Genomic DNA, 18,572 nt, shown 5'->3' on the forward strand with positions numbered 1-18,572 from the left:
ATCATCACGTTCCGTCGGCGATGCTGTGATGGTGTCAACTGTGACTACTTCGCTCGCCGGCGTCGCATCCTCCAATGCGGCGTTGCGAGCATTCCTGCACGGCCTGCCCGGCGTCGACCGGGTGGGCGCGGACCAGCGCGCGGCCATGCTCGGCACGCGCTCCATCAAGACCACCGCCAAGGCCAAGGCGATCGACCTGGCCATCTCCATGGTCGACCTGACCACCCTGGAGGGCGCCGACACCCCCGGCAAGGTCCGGGCGATGTCGACCAAGGCGATGCACCCCGGAGAGGGCGCACCCAGGGTGGCAGCGGTCTGCGTCTACCCCGACCTCGTCCACGTGGCCGTCGAGACGCTCAAGGGCTCAGGGGTCAAGGTCGCCTCGGTCTCCACCGCCTTCCCGAGCGGGCGCTCCTCGCTCGAGGTCAAGGTGAGCGACACCGCCCTGGCGGTCGCGGCCGGAGCCGACGAGATCGACATGGTCATCGACCGCGGAGCGTTCCTGTCCGGCGACTACCTCAAGGTCTACGAGGAGATCGTCGCGGTGAAGGCCGCCTGCGGCGAGGCCCACCTCAAGGTCATCCTCGAGACCGGCGAGCTCGCGACCTACGACAACGTACGGCGGGCGTCCTGGCTGGCGATGATGGCCGGCGGCGACTTCATCAAGACCTCCACGGGCAAGGTGCAGCCCGCCGCCACCCTGCCGGTCACGCTGATCATGCTGGAGGCCGTCCGCGACTTCCGCGCGGCCACCGGCACCCAGATCGGCGTGAAGCCCGCGGGCGGCATCCGCACCACCAAGGACGCCATCAAGATGCTGGTCCTGGTCAACGAGACCGTCGGCGACGACTGGCTGTCCCCCGACTGGTTCCGCCTCGGCGCCTCCACGCTTCTGAACGACCTGCTGATGCAGCGCCAGAAGCTCACCACCGGCCGCTACGCCGGTCCCGACTACTTCACCTTGGACTGATGATGTTCGAATACGCACCTGCGCCGGAATCGCGCGACGTCGTCGACATCAAGTCGTCCTACGGCCTGTTCGTCAACGGCGAGTTCGTCGAGGGTTCCGGCAAGCCGTTCAAGACCGTCAACCCGGCCACGGAAGAGAAGCTCGCGGAGATCGCCAACGCCACCTCCGACGACGTCGACCGCGCCGTGCAGTCGGCGCGCAAGGCCTTCGGCGTGTGGAGCCAGCTGCCCGGCAGCGAGCGGGCCAAGTACCTGTTCCGCATCGCCCGCCTCATCCAGGAGCGCGCCCGCGAGCTGGCCGTCCTGGAGTCGATCGACAACGGCAAGCCCATCCGCGAGTCGCGCGACGTCGACCTGCCGCTCGTCGCCGCGCACTTCTTCTACTACGCCGGCTGGGCCGACAAGCTCAAGTACGCCGGCTACGGCGACGCCCGGCCGCTGGGCGTGGCCGGTCAGGTCATCCCGTGGAACTTCCCGCTGCTCATGCTGGCCTGGAAGATCGCCCCGGCGCTCGCCTGCGGCAACACGGTGGTGCTCAAGCCCGCCGAGACCACCCCGCTGACGGCCCTGGCCTTCGCCGAGATCTGCCAGCAGGCCGACCTGCCGCCCGGCGTGGTCAACATCGTCACCGGCGCGGGCCAGACCGGCGCCGCCGTGGTCGCCCACCCCGACGTCAACAAGGTGGCCTTCACCGGATCCACCGAGGTCGGGCGCATCATCGCCCGCACCGTCGCTGGCACCGACAAGAAGCTGACCCTGGAGCTGGGCGGCAAGGCCGCCAACATCGTCTTCGACGACGCCGCCGTCGACCAGGCCGTCGAGGGCATCGTCAACGGCATCTTCTTCAACCAGGGCCACGTCTGCTGCGCGGGCTCGCGCCTGCTGGTCCAGGAGTCGGTCTACGACGTCGTGCTCGAATCCCTCAAGCGCCGCGTCTCGACCCTGCGCGTCGGCGACCCCCTCGACAAGAACACCGACATCGGCGCGATCAACTCCGCCGAGCAGCTCGCCAAGATCCGCGAGCTGTCCGACGCGGGCGAGGCCGAGGGCGCCGCCCGCTGGTCGCCCGCGTGCGAGCTGCCCGCCAAGGGCTTCTGGTTCGCCCCGACGCTCTTCACCGAGGTCGCGCAGTCGCACAGGATCGCCCGCGAAGAGATCTTCGGCCCGGTCCTGTCCGTGCTGACCTTCCGCACCCCCGCCGAGGCCGTCGAGAAGGCCAACAACACCCCCTACGGCCTGTCCGCCGGCGTCTGGACCGAGAAGGGTTCGCGCATCCTGTGGATGGCCGACCGGCTCCGCGCCGGAGTCGTGTGGGCCAACACCTTCAACAAGTTCGACCCCACCTCGCCCTTCGGCGGCTACAAGGAGTCCGGCTACGGGAGAGAAGGCGGGCTGCGGGGACTGGAGGCCTACCTTGATGTGTGATCATCGGCTGTCCAAGCGCCGTGGCCGCCGGTCGCTGGCCACGCGGGGCAAGGCCTACGCCCGCGCCGGCCGCCCGGTCCGCACCGGCTCGTTCGCCCACCGCTGCGGTGTGAGCCGCTGCGGTCAGATCTTCGTGCCGGTACGGCCGATCCAGGAGCCACGATGACCCGGTTGTCCGTCCGCAAGACTTACAAGCTGTACATCGGCGGGGCCTTCCCCCGGTCCGAGAGCGGAAGGTCCTACGTGGTGGCCTCCTCCAAGGGCGAGTTCGTCGCCAACGCCGCGCGTGCCTCGCGCAAGGACGCGCGCGACGCCGTCTCCGCCGCCCGCAAGGCCTTCCCCGGCTGGTCGGGCGCCACGCCGTACAACCGCGGCCAGATCCTCTACCGCGTCGCCGAGATGCTCGAGGGGCGCAGGGCGCAGTTCGCCGAGGAGATCGGCGGCGGCAAGAAGGCGGCGGCCGAGCAGGTCGACGCCGCCGTCGACCGGCTGGTCTGGTACGCCGGGTGGTCCGACAAGATCGCTTCCGTGCACGGCACCGCCAACCCCGTCGCCGGGCCGTACTTCAACCTGTCGACTCCCGAGCCCAGCGGCGTCGTCGCCGTCGTCGCGCCCGCCGACCCGTTCCTGGGGCTGATCTCCGTGATCGCCCCGGTGATCGTCACCGGCAACACGTGCGTGGTCGTGTGCTCCTCGCCGATGGCGGCCATCACGTTCGGCGAGGTGCTGGCCACCTCCGACCTGCCCGGCGGCGTGGTCAACCTGCTCACCGGCTTCCAGAAGGAGCTCGTGCCCGGCCTGGCCGCGCACATGGACGTCAACGGCCTCGACCTGACCGGCGTCGACGACCCCGAGCTCGCGCTCAAGGCCGAGCAGGACGCCGCCGAGAACCTGAAGCGCGTCATCAGGCCCGCGGCGCAAGACTGGACGGCCGAGCCCGGCCTGGAGCGCATGACTCGCTTCCTGGAGACCAAGACGGTCTGGCACCCGGTCGGGATCTGACGCTCCCGCTGAAGGCCGGGTGCTCCCGGCCTTCAGCGGGTCGTGACCGTCAGGTAGGCGGTCTTGCCGCCGACGTAGACCCTCAGCCCCTTGGGATAGTCGTCGTCGGCGAAGCCCAGGCTCATCCGGCCGCCGAGCTTGCCCCTGGCGTACTTCGTGATGTCGAGCGTCAGCCATCGCGGCGACTTCACGACGTCCAGCGTCCCGAGCCTGGCGCCGAGCGCCGGCCGCGAGTTCCAGGTCACGTCCAGGGCCTTCCAGGCGTCGCCGACGGCGTGCACGTGGACGTTCTCCGCGCCGTCGCCCGAGTCGTCGGCGACCCGCGCGTGCACGTGCAGCGTGACCGAGACGACCTCGCCCTTGACCGCGCCCAGGTCGAAGCCCAGGTAGGTCTCGCGGTTGAGGCTGGTCTGCTTGTGGCTCTTGATCCCGCACTCGGCGCACGTGGGGTACATGACGTTCGCGTACGTCCCCGCCTGGACGTCGGCCGCCGCGGACGCCGTCACCTTGATCGTCTTCCTGGCCGGGGCTGTGACGCGGACCGCCGTGGTGGCCGTCTGCTCCTTGCCCGCGACGCTCACGCGGACGGTCAGGACGGCGGTGCCCGGCTTGACGGCGGTCACCAGGCCGCTCGCGTCGACGGTGGCGACGGCGGGATCGGAGCTCTCGTAGACGAGCGCGGCCTGCCCGGCGCCCTTGGGCGCGAGCTGCACGGTCTTGCCCGGAGCGAGCCGGTGGATCGACGGGGCGAGCGAGACCGGCTGGACCGTGGCCTTCTTCGTCCTGCGGGGAGAGGGCCGCGTGGTCCGCTCCGGTTCGACCGTCTTCCCGGCGGGCTGGGTGGGGACGATGGGCTGCTCGGCGCGCACCTGCTGCCCGCCGCTCTCGGGAGAGCCGTCGAGCAGCACGACGGTGGTGGCGACGGCCACCGCCGCGACGGTGGCCGCGGCGGCGGCGATCCTCCATGGACGCCGGGGCTTCGGGGGTTCGTGGGGCACCGTGGTCTCGGGCGCCCCGAGCAGTTCCGGCAGCTCGGTGACAGGGACCCCGAGCGCGCGCTGCAGCCCCTGGAGTTCCACCGCCATGGACCGGGCGTCGCGGGGCCGGTCCGCGGGAGCCTTCGCCATGGCCCTCTCCAGGAGCTTGCGGAGCGGGGCGGGCACGTCGGAGCGCCCCAGCGGCGGCAAGGGCTGGTTGATCACGCGCAGCACCAGCGGGGCGACTCCGGCATCTCCTGGGTCATGGAAGGCGGGGCGCCCGGAGAGCAGCTGGTAGAGCGTCGACCCGAGCGCGTAGACGTCGGAGGCCACGCTCTGCGGCCGGCCGTTGAGCACCTCCGGCGCGGCGTGATGCGGGGTGAAGCTCAGCGTGTTGGACGACAGTTGCCCGACGTCGAGCATCCTGGCGACGCCGAAGTCGGCCAGCGCGGGCTCGCCGTACCTGGACAGCAGGATGTTCTGCGGCTTGACGTCGCCGTGGCAGACCCCTGTCTCGTGCACGGCCGCCAGCGCCCCGGCGATCTTCACTCCGGCCCGCAGCACCTCCTGCACCGGCAGCCCGCCGTGGGCCCGCAACCGGTCGGCCAGGCTGCCGCCCTCGTAGAGGTCCATCGCGATGTACGGCCGGCCGAGCGCGGTCAGGCCCGTGTCGAGGGCGGCGACGACGTTCGGATGGTGGCTCAGCTTGGCGGTCACCTCGAGCTCGCGTCGGAAGTTGCGCAGCGCCCGCTCGTCGACGTTGGTCACCGAGAGGACCTTGACCGCGACCTCGCGGCCCAGGCGTTCGTTGACCGCCCGGTAGACGACGGCGAAGCCGCCCTGGCCCACGGGCTCGATCAGCTGGTAGCCGGGAACGCTCTCGCCCGCCATCACGAGGTCCTGATCTCCAGGTAGGCGGCCGACTTGCCGCTGCCGACGCCGCTGAGGTGGGTGCGCAGGCCGTCGGTGCGGTCGTCGGCGAAGCCCAGGCTGAGCCGGCCGCCGAGCTCGGACCTGGCGTAGGAGGTGATGTTCAGCGTATGCCAGCGCCCCGTGCGGTCGACGTGCAACGTGCCGAGCTGCGCACCGAGCGCGGGCTTGGAGTTCCAGGTGACGTCCATGGCCTTCCAGGCATCGCCCAGGACGTGGACGTCCAGGTCGGCGTCGGAGCCGTTGCCGTCGGCCGTGACGACGAACACGTGCAGGGTGACCGAGGTGATCTCGGCGGGCTTGGCCTTAACTGAGCCCAGGTCGAAGCCGAAGTAGGACTCGCGGACCCAGAAACCCTTGCCCGCGCCCTTCACCTCGCAGACCGAGCAGGTGGGGAACATCGCGTTGGCGTAGCTGCCGCTGCGCACATCGGCGGAGGCCGTGACCGGGACCTTGATCGTCTTGATCCGCTTCTCCGGGACCGCGACCCGCACGGTGGTGGTCGCGGTGTGGGTGCGGTCGCCGGCGGTGACCCGGACGGTCAGCTGAGCCGTACCCGCCTTGAGCGCGGTGACCAGGCCACTGGCGTCCACCGACGCGACGGCGGGCGCCGAGCTCTCGTAGACGACCGTGGCCTTGGCCAGGTCAGCGGGCCGGTCGGCGGTGGTGGTGCCCTCGGGGGACAGCCGCACCGTCTGCTTCGGCCGCAGGGTGTGGACCGCGGGGGTGAGGGAGACGGTCTCCAGCACGGGCTTGCGCGCCTTGCGGGCCGCAGGGCTCGCGGTGGGCTCGCTCGTGCCCGCCACGGGCTGGGTCGGCATGCCGGGCGACTCCGCGGCGACAGGACGTCGTCCCGTGGCAGGATCGTCGCGGGTGAGGATCACCGCGGCGGCGACCGCGATCGCGGCGGCGGCGACCGACGCGGTGACGATCGGCCAGGTCCGCTTCCTGGAGGTCGCTCGGGTCGGGGCTTGCGGCGGCACCGGCTGCTGGGGGAGCGGCTGGGGCGCCTGGAGCAGGGCGGGCAGGCTCGTGACCGGCTGGCCGGAAGCTCGCTGGAACTCCTGCAGCTCCCTGGCGAGCGTGGTGGCGTCACGGTGCCGGGCGGCCGGGTCCTTGGCCATGGCGCGTTCGATGAGCTGCCGCAGCCCGGCGGGCACGTCGGGACGCTGGAGGGGCGGGAGCGGCTGGCTGATCACACGCAGCAGCAGCGGGGTGACGCCCGCGTCGGCGGGGTCGTAGAAAGCGGGGCGCCCGGAGAGCAGCTGGTAGAGCGTCGAGCCGAGCGCGTAGACGTCGGAGGCGACGCTCTGCGGCGAGCCGTGGAGCACCTCGGGCGCGGCGTGGTGCGGCGTCAGGTTGAGCGTGTTGGAGGAGAGCTGCCCGACGTCGAGCATCCTGGCCACGCCGAAGTCGGCCAGCGCCGGCTCGCCGTACCTGGAGAGCAGGATGTTCTGCGGCTTGACGTCGCCGTGGAAGACGCCCGTCTCGTGCACGGCGGCCAGCGCGCCGGCCACCTTGATCCCGAGGTGCAGCGTCTCCTGCACCGGCAGGCCCCCGGCGGCGCGCAGGCGGTCGTAGAGGCTGCCGCCCTCGTAGAAGTCCATGGCGATGAACGGCCGGCCGGCGGCGGTGGTGCCGGTGTCGAGGGCGGTGACGATGTTCGGGTGGTCGCTGAGGCGGCTGGTGACCTCCAGCTCACGCCGGAAGTTGCGCAGCGCCCGCTCGTCGATGCCGGCCACCGAGAGGATCTTGACCGCGACCGTACGGCCGAGCCGCTCGTTGAGGGCGCGGTAGACGATCGCGAACCCGCCCTGGCCTACCGGCTCGATCAGCCGGTATCCGGGTATGCGGTCGCCAAGATCTCCCCCAGTCACGCCTGGAGGATGACATATACCGATATCGATTCGCTTTTTTGGGTCAGCGCTTGGTGATCTTCAACTGGGCGTTGGTGGCCTCGCCCACCGCCCGGACCACGATGCGGCCGTCGCTCTGGTCCGCGTCCGCGAAGGCCACGCTCAGCCGGCCGCCCAGCCTGGACTTCGCGTACTGCGTGACGTCGACCGTGTACCAGCGGCCCACGTCGGACACGGTCAGCGTCGCGAGCCGCCCGCCCACCGCCGGCCGCGAGTTCCAGGTGACGTCCAGCGCCTTCCACGCGTTGCCCGCGGTGTGGACCTGGAAGACCTCCTGGGTCTTGCTGCGGTCGTCCTCGACGTAGGCGAACACGCGCAACTTCACCGAGGCGATGTCGGCCGGCTTGGCCTTGATGCCGCCCAGATCGAAGCCGAGGTAGGTCTCCCGGGTGTAGCTGGGGTTGGACGAGCCCTTGACCTCGCACTGGGAGCAGGCGGGGAACATCGCGTTGGCGTAGGTCCCGCCGCGGACGTCGGCGGACGACGACGCCCGTACCGTGATCGTCGAAGGCTTTCCGGCGGCGGGCGCCACGCTCACGGTGGTGGTCGCCTTGCGGGTGCGGCCGCCCGCGGTCACCCGGGCGGTCAGTTCCGCGGTGCCCGGCTTGACGGCGGTGACCAGGCCCTCGGGGCCGACCGTGGCCACCTCGGGGGCGGAGCTCTCGTACGTGACCTCGGCCTTCGAGAGGTCCGCCCGGCGGCCGTCGGACAGCACCGCCTTCGGGGCGAGCTGGATCGTCTGGCCGGGGGTGAGGGCGTGGGCTCCGGGAGACAGGGAGACGGTCTTCAGCGTGGCCTTGGGGCGGCGGGGGGAGGAGGTCGCGGTGGGGGACGGGGTGGGGGTGGCGTGCGCGGGCGGGGGTGTGGTGGCGGCGGTCAGGGCCTGGGTCGGGGGATCGGGCTCGCGGGTGGTCAGGAAGACGGTCGCGGCCACGGCGACGGCGACCACGGCGGCACCGGCACCCGCGACGGCGAGCCACCTTCGCCGCCCCACGGGCTCGGCCGGCCTGGTGCGCCCCACGCCACCGGACGCGACGGGTGGGACGTGCGGCGTGGGGTGCGGTGGGGCGTGCGGCGGGACGTGCGGCGTGGGGTACGGCGGGGCATGCGGTGTGGGGTGCGGCGGGGCGGCTTGGCCGAGCTGCGGGGGCTCAGGCGCGGGGTGCAGGGGCGGGGCGGCAGGCGCGGGGTGCGGGAGCGGCGTCGGCTGACCGGGTGTGGCGGGCAGCGGGGCGCCGAACGATGGGGGTGCGGCGGAGAACCCCGGTACCGGCCCCGACGGCACGGCCCCCGAAGACGGCAGCGCCGAGTGCGGCCCCGAAGTCGGAGGCGCCGGGTGCGGCCCCGACACATGCGGCGTGATCCCCATGTGCGACGGCAGCTCGCTCACCGGCATCCCCAGCGCCTGCTGCACCCCCTGAACCTCCATCGCGAACGCCAGCGCGTCCCGGGGCCGCTCCTCCGGCGACTTGGCCATCGCCCGTTCGATGAGCCGCCGCAGCGCCTCCGGCACGTCCTGGCGCGACAACGGCGGCACCGGCCGCTGGAGCACGCGCAGCAGCAGCGGCGCCACCCCGGTGTCCCCCGGTTCGAAGTGCGCGGGCCGGCCCGACAGCAGCTGGTACAGCGTCGACCCGAGCGCGTACACGTCCGACGACACGGTCTGCGGCGAGCCGTTGAGCACCTCGGGAGCCGCGTGGTACGGCGTGAGCGTCAGTGTGTGCGACGACAGCTGCCCGACGTCGAGCATGCGTGCGACGCCGAAGTCGGCCAGCGCGGGCTCGCCGTACCTGGAGAGCAGGATGTTCTGCGGCTTGACGTCGCCGTGGAAGACGCCGACGTGGTGGACGGCGGCCAGGGCGCCGCCGATCTTGACGCCGATCCGGAGCGCCTCATGCAGGGGGAGCGGCCCGCCCGACTGGAGCCGGTCGTAGAGGCTGCCGCCCTCGTAGAAGTCCATGACGATGTACGGCTTGCCGTCTGCAGTGACGCCGGTGTCGAGTGCCGCGACCACGTTGGGGTGGTCGCTGAGCCGGCTGGTCACCTCCAGTTCGCGGCGGAATCCGCGCAGCACGCGTTCGTCGATCCTGCTCACGGTGAGGACCTTGACCGCGACCGTGCGCCCTAGGCGCTCGTGCTGGGCGCGGTAGACGACCGCGAAGCCGCCCTCGCCGACCGGCTCGAGGAGCTGGTACCCAGGGATCTCCAACGTCACGGGGGTAAATCGTGCCATATGCGGATCTAACGGGTAGAGATCTCCAGGTACGGCTTGAAACCGGAGGACAGTCCGCCGACGGCCAGCCCCACGCCCTTCTCCTCGGCCAGGGCGATGCTGGCCTGGCCGCCGAGCTTCGAGGCGAAGTAGCCGGTGAGGTCGAGCTCGACCCAGGTGCCCGTGTCGCCGACCGGCGGGAAGTTCGCGAGCCGGTTGCCCACCTGCGGGCGGTTGTCCATGGTGACGCGGGAGGTCCAGTTGTTGCCCATGGCGTAGGCGATCGCGTTGCCCTCCACGTCGCCGTGGTCGTCGACGTGCATCCACGCGTGGAGCACGATCGAGCGGACCTGGGCGGGCTTGACCCTGACGGAACCGAGGTCGAAGCGGAAGTAGGTCTCGCGGTAGTAGGCCGGGTTGCCGTACTTCACCTTGCAGGTCGCGCAGGACGGGAAGGCGTCGCCCGAGTAGGCGCCGCCGCGGACCATGTTGGTGAGCGACGCGGGCACCTTCACCGTCTTCGGCGCGGCCTGCCGGGAGGCGCTGGGGGTCGGCGTCGCCGTACCGCCCACGTCGAGCGGGAGGGCGGCGACGCGCGAGGTGCCGTTCATGGTCACCTTCGCGGTGATGCGGACCCTGCCCTTGGCGAGCACGGTGACCTGGCCGTCGGGGCTCACCGTGGCGACCTGCGGGTTGGCGCTGTGGTACTCGACGGCGGCGCGGGTGAGGTTGGCCGGGTGCCCGTTCGAGAGGCGGCCGGTCAGCTTGAGCTGGAACGACTGGCCGGGCGCGGCGGGGCTGGTGGTGTCGGCCGTCAGGGTGACCTTGGCCAGGGCCGACGCCTTCCTGGTGGGCGGCGGCGACGCGCTGGACGTGGGGGTGCCCGCGGCCCCGGTGGGGGTCTCGGCGGGAGCGGAGGGCGGGGACTGGGTGGCGCCGTCGGCGGCGGTGGCGGGGGTGGAGCCGCTGGTGGAGAGGCTGACGGCCACGGCCGCGCCCACCACGGTGACGGCGGTCGCCACAGCTGCGACGACCCACCGCCGAGACCTGCGCCCACCGGCGGCATCCGGTGACGGCGACGCACCGGCAGGGGAAGGCGCGGTGGGCGGGGAGGGCGCGGCATGGTGGGCCGGCGGCGGAGTCGCCCGGGTGACGGTGGCGGGTTCGGTCACGGGCAGCCCGAGCCCTCGCTGCACCTCCTGCAGCTCTCCCGCGAACGCCCAGGCGTCCACCGGCCGCTCGCCGGCCTGCTTGGCCATCGCCCGCTCCACCAGCGCCCGAAGCGCCACCGGCACGTCGGGCCGCTCCATGGGGGGCATCGGCTGCCGCAGCACCCGCAGCAGCAACGGCGCCACTCCCACGTCCCCCGGCTCGTAGAACGCGGGCCGCCCGGACAGCAGCTGGTACAGCGTCGACCCGAGCGCGTACACGTCGGACGACACGGTCTGCGGCGACCCGTTGAGCACCTCGGGCGCGGCGTGGTGCGGGGTGAGGGTGAGCGTGTTGGACGACAGCTGCCCGACGTCGAGCATGCGGGCGACGCCGAAGTCGGCCAGCGCCGGCTCGCCGTACTTGGACATGAGGATGTTCTGCGGCTTGATGTCGCCGTGGAAGACGCCGGCCTCGTGCACGGCGGCGAGGGCCGCCGCGACCTTGACGCCGATGCGGAGCACGTCGGGGACTGGGAGCGCTCCCGAGGTGCGCAGCCTGCCGTACAGGCTGCCGGCCTCGTAGAAGTCCATGACGATGTAGGGCCGGCCGTCGGCGGTGGTGCCGGTGTCGAGGGCGGCGACGATGTTGGGGTGGTCGCTGAGCCGGCTGGTCACCTCGAGCTCGCGCCGGAAGTTGCGCACGGCCCGCTCGTCGAGGTCGGTGACCGAGAGCACCTTCACGGCGACGACGCGCCCGACCCGCTCGTGCAGGGCCCGGTAGACGACGGCGAAGCCGCCCTGCCCGACTGCCTCGATGAGCTGGTAGCCCGGAATCACCGGCCCCAGTTGTCCCCCAGTCACGGGGGAAATCGTGCCACATCAGATCAATGCCGACACGCCTGTCTCGGACTCACCTGACGTCACGACGAGTAGCCGGGCGCGTGTCTCGGCCACGGCCGGGCCGTCTCCAGCTGGGCCGCGAGCCCCAGCAGATGGGGTTCGCCGCCGGGCGGCGCGACGAGCTGGATGCCCAGCGGCATGCCGCTGGAGTGGGTCGCGAACGGCACGGTGATCGCGGGCCAGCCCGACATGTTCCACGGCCCGGTCACCGGGGCGTAGCGCACGTTGACCAGCAGGTTGCGCAGCAGGCCGCGGCGCCCCCAGCGGTCGGCCTTCGGCGGCAGCATGGCCAGGGTGGGCGCGACCATCACGTCGGAGCCGTCGAACCAGACCTCGGCGCCGGAGTCGGTCCAGCGTGCCCTGCTCCTGGCGCCGTCGAGCCCGAGGCGCTTGAACAGCCGCCCGGCCCGCGCCAGACCCCGGGTGCGCGGTTCGAGCCTGCCCAGGTCCAGCTCGTCGGCGTCCTCCGCGGCGCAGGTCAGCCAGGTGGCGATCGTCGCGGGTCCGAGCCAGGCGGGCAGGCGGCGGGTGTGGTCGAGCGAGGTGTGCCCGGCGTTGCGCAGGGCGTCGGCGGCGGCGCGGACCGCGCCCTGGAACTCCTTGTCGACGTTCAGTCCCACCGGCAGCGGCTGGGGGGCGACGCCCAGGCGCAGGTCGAACGGCTCTGGGCTGCTGTGGCGAGCTTCGCCGGGCGCGCGCACGGCGTAGTCGTCGGAGTCGTCCCACACCGAGCGCAGCAGGCGCGGCGACGGGTCGGTGCGGGCGCCGGCGCGCCAGCATTCGGCCAGGCCGGGATCGGCGGCCAGCACCGACAGCGCCAGCGACAGGTCGGCGACGGAGGTGGCCATCGGCCCGTTCTCCGACAGGCCGCGCCAGTCGTGCGCGGGTGGCGGGACCAGCCCTGTGCCCGGCTTGATGGCCAGCACGCCGCAGCAGGCCGCGGGGATGCGCAGGGAGCCCATGCCGTCGTTGCCGAGGGCGATGGGCACCATGCCCGCGGCCACCGCCGCCGCGCCGCCGCTGGAGGAGCCGCCTGCCGTACGGGTGAGGTTCCAGGGGTTGCGCACGGTGCCGAACACGCTGTCGCCGAAGCCCACCAGGCACAGCTCGGGCACGTTGGTGACGCCCACGACGATCGCGCCCGCGGCCTTGAGCCGGGCGACCGCGGGGTGGTCGGCGTTCGCGGGCTCCTGGGAGGTGGCGCGCGAGCCGTTGCGGGTGGCCACGCCCGCGACCTCGAGGTTGTCCTTGATCGCGACCGGCACGCCGGCCAGGGGGAGGTCTTCGCGGTCGCGGCGGTCCTGTACGGCACGCGCCTCGTCGAGCGCCTGCTCGCGCAGCACCCGGAAGGCCCCGACGGCCTGGTCGCGCTTGGCGATGACCTCCAGGTGCTGCTCCACCACGGTGACGGCGGACACCTCGCCCTGCCGTACCGCCTCCGCTATCTCAACGGCTGATCGACCGGCCCATGACATGTCCCGATTTAACTGGCATATCAGGCGGCATGCTAGTCCTTGCGCGGCTCCCGCCCCGCTTGCTTCAACGCCAGCCGGAGCGCGAACTCGATCTGCGCGTTGATGCTGCGCAGGTCGTCGGCGGCCCACTTGGCGACGGCGTCGTAGACCTCCGGATCCAGCCGGAGCAGGAGCCGCTTGCGCTCAGGCATACAGACTGCCGGCGTTGACCACCGGCTGCGTCGCCCGGTCGCCGCACAGGACGACCAGCAGGTTGGAGACCATCTGCGCCTTGCGCTCCTCGTCGAGGTCGACGACGCCCTCGGCGGCCAGCCGGTCGAGCGCGAGCTGGACCATGCCGACGGCGCCCTCGACGATGCGGGTGCGGGCGGCGACGACCTGGGCGGCCTGCTGGCGCACCAGCATGGCCTGGGCGATCTCGGGCGCGTAGGCGAGGTGGGTGATGCGGGCCTCCAGGACCTCGACCCCGGCCAGGTCGGTGCGGTCGCGCAGCTCGGTGGTGAGCTCGCCGGCCACCTCGGCGCCGTCGCGCAGGCTGGTGACGTCGGGCTCGTGCGAGTCGTAGGGGTGCGTGGTGGCCAGGTGGCGCACGGCGGCCTCCGACTGGATGGCCACGTACTCCTCGTAGTCGTCGACGGAGAAGACGGCCTTGGCGGTGTCGGTCACCTTGTAGACGATGACCGCGGCGATCTCCACCGGGTTGCCCACCGCGTCGTTGACCTTGAGCTTGGCGGTCTCGAAGTTGCGCACCCGCAGCGTGACCTGCCGCTTGCTGGTCAGCGGCGGCACCCACTGGAAGCCCGCCGACGAGACGGTGCCGATGTAACGGCCGAGGAACTGCACCACCTTGGCCTGGTTGGGGTTGACCACGGTGAAGCCGGTCATGGTGAAGAGGAACACCACCAGCCACACGCCGCCGAACACGAGCAGCCTGGTCTCGTCGCCCCCGCCGGCGAAGAAGGCGGCCGCGCCGAGTGCCAGCAGGATCAGCAGGACGAGAAAACCGTTCACCCTGAAGACGCGTCGTTCCATGCCCGGCTCCTTGCTATCGAAGTGATATCACTAAGATAGCTCATATGACGAGATCCTTGGCAACCGGACAGCGTTCACTCGGCGATCCCGCGATCCGCCTCCCCCTCTGGCCGCCGCTGACCGCGGGCTGCCCCGAGACCAGCACGGCCGAGGTGGCCTACCCGGTCGAGGTCGACTACGACTACGCGGGCGTCCCGCCCGAGCTGTTCGAGCAGCCGCCGTTGCCCGACATCGCCCGCTGGGCCCCCTTGCTCCCGCCGCTGCACGCGCCCACCCTCGGCGAGGGCGGCACCCCGCTCGTGGAGCTCGACGGCCTGTTCGTGAAGGACGAGTCACGCAACCCGACCTGGTCGCACAAGGACCGGCTGAACCGGGTCACGGTGAGCGCGGCGATCGGCGCGGGCGCGCCGGGTGTCGTCGTGGCCTCCTCCGGCAACCACGGAGCCTCGGCGGCGGCCTACGCCGCCCGCGCCGGACTGCCCGCGATCGTGCTGGGCTCGGCGGAGTCGCCCCCGGTCGTCCAGGACTTCCTGAGGGCGTACGGCGCGCACGTGCTGTCGGTCCCGGCCGCCGGACGCTGGCCGCTGATGAGGCAGATCGTCGAGCGCCTCGGCTACCACCCGGTCAGCAACCTGACCGTCACCCACACCGGACACGGCTTCGGCCCCGAGGGCTACAAGACGATCTCCTACGAGCTGTACGGCCAGCTGGGCCAGGCCCCTGCCGCGGTCTTCGTGCCGACCGGATACGCCGAGCTCATCTACGGCGTCTGGAAGGGCTTCGCCGAGCTGCGGGACCTGGGCGTCATCGCCGAGGTGCCCCGGCTCTACTCCTGCGAGCCCGCCACCAGCGGTCCGCTGGCCGTCGCCTTCCGCTCGGGACAGGACACGGCGAAGGTCGACTACCGCAGCTCGGACGCCTACTCCATCGGCGCCTCCGTCAGCGGCTACCGGGGCGTCGTGGCCCTGCGCGGCAGCGGCGGCCAGGCGCTGACCCTGAGCGACGAGGAGATGGCCGAGGCGCAGCGCTGGATGGCCGCGCGCGGCATGTGGGCGGAGATGTCGGGAGCCGCCGCGGTCGCGGGCTTCCGTCAGCTCGGGCAGAGCTTCGACGGTCCCGTGGTGTGCGTCTCCACCTCCACCGGGCTCAAGGACAAGGGCGTGGGCGAGCGGGTGCCCGCCACGGCCGAGGCGACCTGGGAGAGCGTGGAGCGCCTGATCAATCCTTGAGCCACACCCGCAGCGGCCCGATGGGCAGGAAGCCCGCCGACGTCGCCGCCTCCAGGTCCTGGCCCGCCTCGTAGCCGACGACGGGGAGGCCGGGGAAGAGCTCGGCCGCCATCGCGACCGAGCCGCGGAAGGCGGCGTCGGGGTCGCCGTGGACGTTGGACAGGCCCACGACGTCGCCGGTCCGGTTGAGCGCCGCGCCGCAGGCCGTGTCGCGGTGCCAGACCAGGGTCGCCTCCTCCAGCAGCTCGGGCAGGAACAGGCCGTCGGGGTAGGACCTGCTCCATTCCCGCACGTCGGTGGTCACCTCCCAGCCGTCCGCCGCGGGTGCGGGGGCCGGCGGCCGGGCGATCCACTTGGCCTCGAACAACACGTGGAAGCCGTGGGCGCTCAGGTCCAGCGTGGCGAAGCTGTCCTTGACCGAGGCTCCGGCGCCCGTGTCGATGGCGGCCAGCACGTCGTCAGGGGTCGCGTTCGGGGAGAGGGTGACCGCGTCGGGGTAGTAGACGGGCGTGCGGCGCGGGTTGGTCCACGCCCGCTCGCCGAACCGGCCGGGCCGGCCATGGGTGCGGCACACCAGGTCGCACCACTCCGCGTTGTTACGCGCCGCCGCGCTTGGTTCCACGACTCGCCACCGCTTCCAGGGGATCCTCCGGCCACGGGTGCTTCGGATAGCGCCCCCGCAGCTCGGCGCGGACCGCACGGTATCCCTCCCGCCAGAACGTCGCCAAGTCGGCCGTGATGGCGGCGGGCCTCCCCGCCGGTGAGAGCAGGTGGATCACCAGCGGCACGCCGCAGATGCGCGGCGCGTCGTCCCAGCCGAACAGCTCCTGCAGCTTGACCGCCAGCACCGGCCGCTCGCCCGAGTAGTCGATCCTGATCTTCGACCCGCTGGGCACCTCGATGCGCTCGGGCGCCCGCTCCTCCAGCCGCTCGCTCCACGGGACGAGCCTGCGCAGGGCCTGGGCCACGTCGATGCGTTCGAGGTCCTTGCGCCTCCTGGCGCGTGACAGCTCGGGCTCCAGCCACAGGTCGGCCAGGCCGGCCAGGTCGTCCATGGGGTGCCACGGCTCGCCCAGGCGCCGGTGGCAGAAGGCCAGCCGGTCCCTGAGCGCCAGCGCCTCGCGGCTCCAGACCAGCACGCCGTCGGAGCGCAGGCCCTCCAGGAGCGCCTCGCGCACGTCGGCGCCCTCCAGCGGGCGTGACGACAGCTCGATCGCGCCCAGCCGGGTGACGCTCCGCGCCACCACGTCGCCGTCGCGCCAGGCGACCTCCTGGCCGGTCGTCGGTGGTACGGCCAGCGCCGCGGTCTCCTCGTCGATCACCACGGCCTGCCTGATGCGGGCGCAGGCCTGGCCGGTCTGGCGGTCGGCCACCGCGATGGCCAGCCACTCGGCGGTGTCGAGGCGGGAGCCCGCCGCCAGCTCGGCGCGGGTGCCGTTGGCCATCAGGTAGCCGGAGCCGCGCTTCCTGGCGACCCGCTCGGGGAAGGCCAGCGCGACGGCCCGCCCGGCAAGCGTGTCGTCGGACACGGGCGCGCGCTTGAGATGCGTGTCGTCCGTGACGGGAGCGCGCTTTTGACGCGTGTCGTCCGCGACGGCCGCACGCCCGGGGCGCGGGTCAGCCGCCTGCCTGAGGCGCCTGACCTCCTGGCGCCATCGCGCGCTGAAGCCGTCGCCGCCCCGCCGTGCCGCGCGCCAGACCTCGACCAGGTCGTCGCCCGCCTCCCTGGGCAGTTGCTCCGACAGCAGCGCCACCACCTCGGCGGCCGGCGCCCCCAGCTCCAGCAGCGCCCTGGCCAGCCGCGGGTGAACGCCCATGAGCGCCATGCGCCGCCCCAGGCCGGTGACGCGCTCCTCCAGCGCGCCGAGCTCGCGCAGCACCGCCTGCGCGGCCGCCATGGCGGCGGCGGGCGGCGGGTCGAGCAGGGCCAGCTCCGAGCCGCCCCAGCAGGCGGCCTGGAGCGCGAAGGCGGTCAGGTCGGCCAGGACGATCTCGGGACGCGGATGCTCGGCCAGGCGGGCGTGCTCGGCCTCGCTCCAGCACCGGTACACCGTGCCGGGAGCCTCGCGCCCCGCGCGCCCGGCCCGCTGGGTGGCGGCGGCGCGGGAGACGCGCACGGTCGTGAGCGAGCCCAGTCCGCGCGCGTGGTCGGTGCGCGGCTCGCGGGCCAGGCCCGAGTCGACGACGACCCTGACGCCCGGCACGGTGAGCGAGGACTCGGCGACCGAGGTGGCCAGCACGACCCGGCGCGCGGAGCCCGGCGACAGGACCGCGTCCTGCACGGAGGCGGGCGCCTGCCCGTGGACCTGGAGCACGTCGCAGGCCAGGTCGCCGAGTTGCGCCGCGACCCTCCTGATCTCGCCCACGCCGGGCAGGAAGCACAACACGTCGCCTCCGGACGCGTCGAGCGCCTGCCGTACGACCGCGGCCACGTGGGACAGCAGGGCGGGGTCGACGCGCAGGCCGTGCGGGGGAGCGACGGGCCGGGCGGGCGGCGCCCAGACGACCTCGACGGGGTGCGCGGACCCGGTGCCGATGACGACGGGCGCGTCGCCGAGCAGCCTGGACCACGGCTCGACGTCGGCGGTCGCGGAGGTGGCGATGAGCCGCAGGTCGGGGCGGAGCGTCTCGCGCACGTCGAGCAGGAACGCCAGCGCGGTGTCGGCGTCGAGGTGGCGTTCGTGGCACTCGTCGAGCATCACGACGTCGACGCCGGGGAGCTCGGGGTTGCGCTGCAGCCGCTGGAGCAGCACGCCGGTGGTGACCACCTCGACCATCGGGTTGGCGCCCGTCACCCGCTCGCCGCGGATGGTGTAGCTGACGCCCATCCGGCGCGCGGCGGCCCGTACGGCCAGGCGGCGCGGCTCGGCGACCAGCACGCGCAGGCCTTCGGCGGCCAGCGCGAGCGGGACTACCGTGGTCTTGCCGGTGCCGGGCGGCGCGGTCAGCACGGCGCTGCCGTGCTCGTCGAGTGCCCGCAGCAGGTCGGGGACGGGAAGCATCAGACGGCGGCCAGGATCGAGTCGAGCAGCCCGGGGAAGCGCGCGTCGAGGTCGTCGCGGCGCAGCGTGAGGCGCTTGCGCCGGCCCTCCTGGCTGGTGTGCGTCACGCCCGCCTCGCGCAGGATGCGGTAGTGGTGCGACAGCGTCGACTTGTGCAGGTCCATCTCCGCGCCCAGCTCGAAGCAGTAGAGGTGGCCGTCGCGCGCCAGTCGGCCGAGGATCTCCAGCCGCACCGGATCGGACAGGGCCCGGAGCACCTCGGTGAGCTGGATGTCCTCGGTGGCCGGGTGCTGTGGCGAGCGCATGGGATCCAGCATAGGTCAGTTGGAAGGTTTGACAACCATCCAACTAT

15 protein-coding genes are annotated in these 18,572 nt (G+C 72.6%); 5 read left to right on the plus strand and 10 right to left on the minus strand.

The window, feature by feature from the left end; genetic code table 11:
* Positions 1-28: 28 nt before the first annotated feature.
* From deoC to ACIBH1_RS27050, 4 genes are read left to right on the plus strand one after another with little or no spacing between them, the layout of a single operon-like run.
* Complete coding sequence (gene deoC / locus ACIBH1_RS27035; RefSeq protein WP_397316711.1) at positions 29-970, plus strand: deoxyribose-phosphate aldolase; 942 nt, start codon at positions 29-31, stop codon at positions 968-970.
* A complete protein-coding gene (locus ACIBH1_RS27040) occupies positions 970-2,394 on the plus strand; it encodes an aldehyde dehydrogenase family protein (protein ID WP_397316712.1) in 1,425 nt (474 codons plus the stop codon). The genes deoC and ACIBH1_RS27040 overlap by 1 nt, the downstream gene beginning before the upstream one ends.
* A complete protein-coding gene (locus ACIBH1_RS27045; protein ID WP_397316713.1) occupies positions 2,387-2,560 on the plus strand; it encodes a hypothetical protein in 174 nt (57 codons plus the stop codon). Before ACIBH1_RS27040 ends, ACIBH1_RS27045 begins: the two co-directional genes overlap by 8 nt.
* The gene (locus ACIBH1_RS27050) at positions 2,557-3,396 is read left to right on the plus strand and encodes an aldehyde dehydrogenase family protein (RefSeq protein WP_397316714.1); all 840 of its coding nucleotides are present in this window, start codon (positions 2,557-2,559) and stop codon (positions 3,394-3,396) included. Before ACIBH1_RS27045 ends, ACIBH1_RS27050 begins: the two co-directional genes overlap by 4 nt.
* Before the next feature lie 32 nt (positions 3,397-3,428).
* Here the strand turns inward: ACIBH1_RS27050 and ACIBH1_RS27055 are convergent, their stop codons facing one another.
* From ACIBH1_RS27055 to ACIBH1_RS27085, 7 genes are read right to left on the minus strand one after another with little or no spacing between them, the layout of a single operon-like run.
* Complete coding sequence (locus ACIBH1_RS27055; RefSeq protein ID WP_397316715.1) at positions 3,429-5,264, minus strand: protein kinase; 1,836 nt, start codon at positions 5,262-5,264, stop codon at positions 3,429-3,431.
* The gene (locus ACIBH1_RS27060; RefSeq protein WP_397316716.1) at positions 5,264-7,180 is read right to left on the minus strand and encodes a protein kinase; all 1,917 of its coding nucleotides are present in this window, start codon (positions 7,178-7,180) and stop codon (positions 5,264-5,266) included. The genes ACIBH1_RS27055 and ACIBH1_RS27060 overlap by 1 nt, the downstream gene beginning before the upstream one ends.
* 43 nt (positions 7,181-7,223) lie before the next feature.
* Positions 7,224-9,434: a protein kinase gene (locus tag ACIBH1_RS27065; RefSeq protein WP_397316717.1), complete on the minus strand. Its 2,211-nt coding sequence runs from the start codon at positions 9,432-9,434 to the stop codon at positions 7,224-7,226.
* Positions 9,435-9,460: 26 nt separating this feature from the next.
* Positions 9,461-11,443: a protein kinase gene (locus tag ACIBH1_RS27070; protein WP_397316718.1), complete on the minus strand. Its 1,983-nt coding sequence runs from the start codon at positions 11,441-11,443 to the stop codon at positions 9,461-9,463.
* A 59-nt stretch (positions 11,444-11,502) separates the two neighbouring features.
* Positions 11,503-12,957 (minus strand): amidase, encoded by a 1,455-nt coding sequence (locus ACIBH1_RS27075; RefSeq protein WP_397316719.1) that lies wholly within the window; start codon positions 12,955-12,957, stop codon positions 11,503-11,505.
* A 32-nt stretch (positions 12,958-12,989) separates the two neighbouring features.
* Positions 12,990-13,148: a hypothetical protein gene (locus ACIBH1_RS27080; protein WP_181616173.1), complete on the minus strand. Its 159-nt coding sequence runs from the start codon at positions 13,146-13,148 to the stop codon at positions 12,990-12,992.
* Positions 13,141-13,989 carry an SPFH domain-containing protein gene (locus tag ACIBH1_RS27085; protein WP_397316720.1) on the minus strand — a complete coding sequence of 283 codons (849 nt, stop codon included), beginning with the start codon at positions 13,987-13,989 and terminating at the stop codon, positions 13,141-13,143. Before ACIBH1_RS27085 ends, ACIBH1_RS27080 begins: the two co-directional genes overlap by 8 nt.
* A 44-nt stretch (positions 13,990-14,033) precedes the next feature.
* Between ACIBH1_RS27085 and ACIBH1_RS27090 the strand changes: the two genes are divergently transcribed.
* The gene (locus ACIBH1_RS27090; RefSeq protein WP_397316721.1) at positions 14,034-15,218 is read left to right on the plus strand and encodes a pyridoxal-phosphate dependent enzyme; all 1,185 of its coding nucleotides are present in this window, start codon (positions 14,034-14,036) and stop codon (positions 15,216-15,218) included.
* Here the strand turns inward: ACIBH1_RS27090 and ACIBH1_RS27095 are convergent.
* From ACIBH1_RS27095 to ACIBH1_RS27105, 3 genes are read right to left on the minus strand one after another with little or no spacing between them, the layout of a single operon-like run.
* Positions 15,208-15,840 carry a hypothetical protein gene (locus ACIBH1_RS27095; RefSeq protein ID WP_397316722.1) on the minus strand — a complete coding sequence of 211 codons (633 nt, stop codon included), beginning with the start codon at positions 15,838-15,840 and terminating at the stop codon, positions 15,208-15,210. The genes ACIBH1_RS27090 and ACIBH1_RS27095 overlap by 11 nt on opposite strands.
* Positions 15,815-18,220 (minus strand): ATP-dependent helicase HrpB, encoded by a 2,406-nt coding sequence (gene hrpB / locus ACIBH1_RS27100; protein WP_397316723.1) that lies wholly within the window; start codon positions 18,218-18,220, stop codon positions 15,815-15,817. Before hrpB ends, ACIBH1_RS27095 begins: the two co-directional genes overlap by 26 nt.
* Entirely contained in the window at positions 18,220-18,525 is a 306-nt protein-coding gene (locus ACIBH1_RS27105) for an ArsR/SmtB family transcription factor (RefSeq protein WP_397316724.1), read from the minus strand. The genes hrpB and ACIBH1_RS27105 overlap by 1 nt, the downstream gene beginning before the upstream one ends.
* Positions 18,526-18,572: the final 47 nt, after the last annotated feature.

Origin of the sequence: Nonomuraea sp. NPDC050663 (genome assembly GCF_044456985.1) — a bacterium.
GTDB lineage: Bacteria > Actinomycetota > Actinomycetes > Streptosporangiales > Streptosporangiaceae > Nonomuraea.

What these genes read in the sequence shown, in the direction of transcription:
- ACIBH1_RS27055 (WP_397316715.1), bottom strand. Translation starts at nt 5,264, where the DNA reads ATGGCGGGCGAGAGCGTTCCCGGCTACCAGCTGATCGAGCCCGTGGGC.
- ACIBH1_RS27050 (WP_397316714.1), top strand. Translation starts at nt 2,557, where the DNA reads ATGACCCGGTTGTCCGTCCGCAAGACTTACAAGCTGTACATCGGCGGG.
- ACIBH1_RS27040 (WP_397316712.1), top strand. Translation starts at nt 970, where the DNA reads ATGATGTTCGAATACGCACCTGCGCCGGAATCGCGCGACGTCGTCGAC.
- ACIBH1_RS27085 (WP_397316720.1), bottom strand. Translation starts at nt 13,989, where the DNA reads ATGGAACGACGCGTCTTCAGGGTGAACGGTTTTCTCGTCCTGCTGATC.
- hrpB (WP_397316723.1), bottom strand. Translation starts at nt 18,220, where the DNA reads ATGCTTCCCGTCCCCGACCTGCTGCGGGCACTCGACGAGCACGGCAGC.
- ACIBH1_RS27080 (WP_181616173.1), bottom strand. Translation starts at nt 13,148, where the DNA reads ATGCCTGAGCGCAAGCGGCTCCTGCTCCGGCTGGATCCGGAGGTCTAC.
- ACIBH1_RS27090 (WP_397316721.1), top strand. Translation starts at nt 14,034, where the DNA reads ATGACGAGATCCTTGGCAACCGGACAGCGTTCACTCGGCGATCCCGCG.
- deoC (WP_397316711.1), top strand. Translation starts at nt 29, where the DNA reads ATGGTGTCAACTGTGACTACTTCGCTCGCCGGCGTCGCATCCTCCAAT.
- ACIBH1_RS27075 (WP_397316719.1), bottom strand. Translation starts at nt 12,957, where the DNA reads ATGTCATGGGCCGGTCGATCAGCCGTTGAGATAGCGGAGGCGGTACGG.
- ACIBH1_RS27105 (WP_397316724.1), bottom strand. Translation starts at nt 18,525, where the DNA reads ATGCGCTCGCCACAGCACCCGGCCACCGAGGACATCCAGCTCACCGAG.
- ACIBH1_RS27045 (WP_397316713.1), top strand. Translation starts at nt 2,387, where the DNA reads ATGTGTGATCATCGGCTGTCCAAGCGCCGTGGCCGCCGGTCGCTGGCC.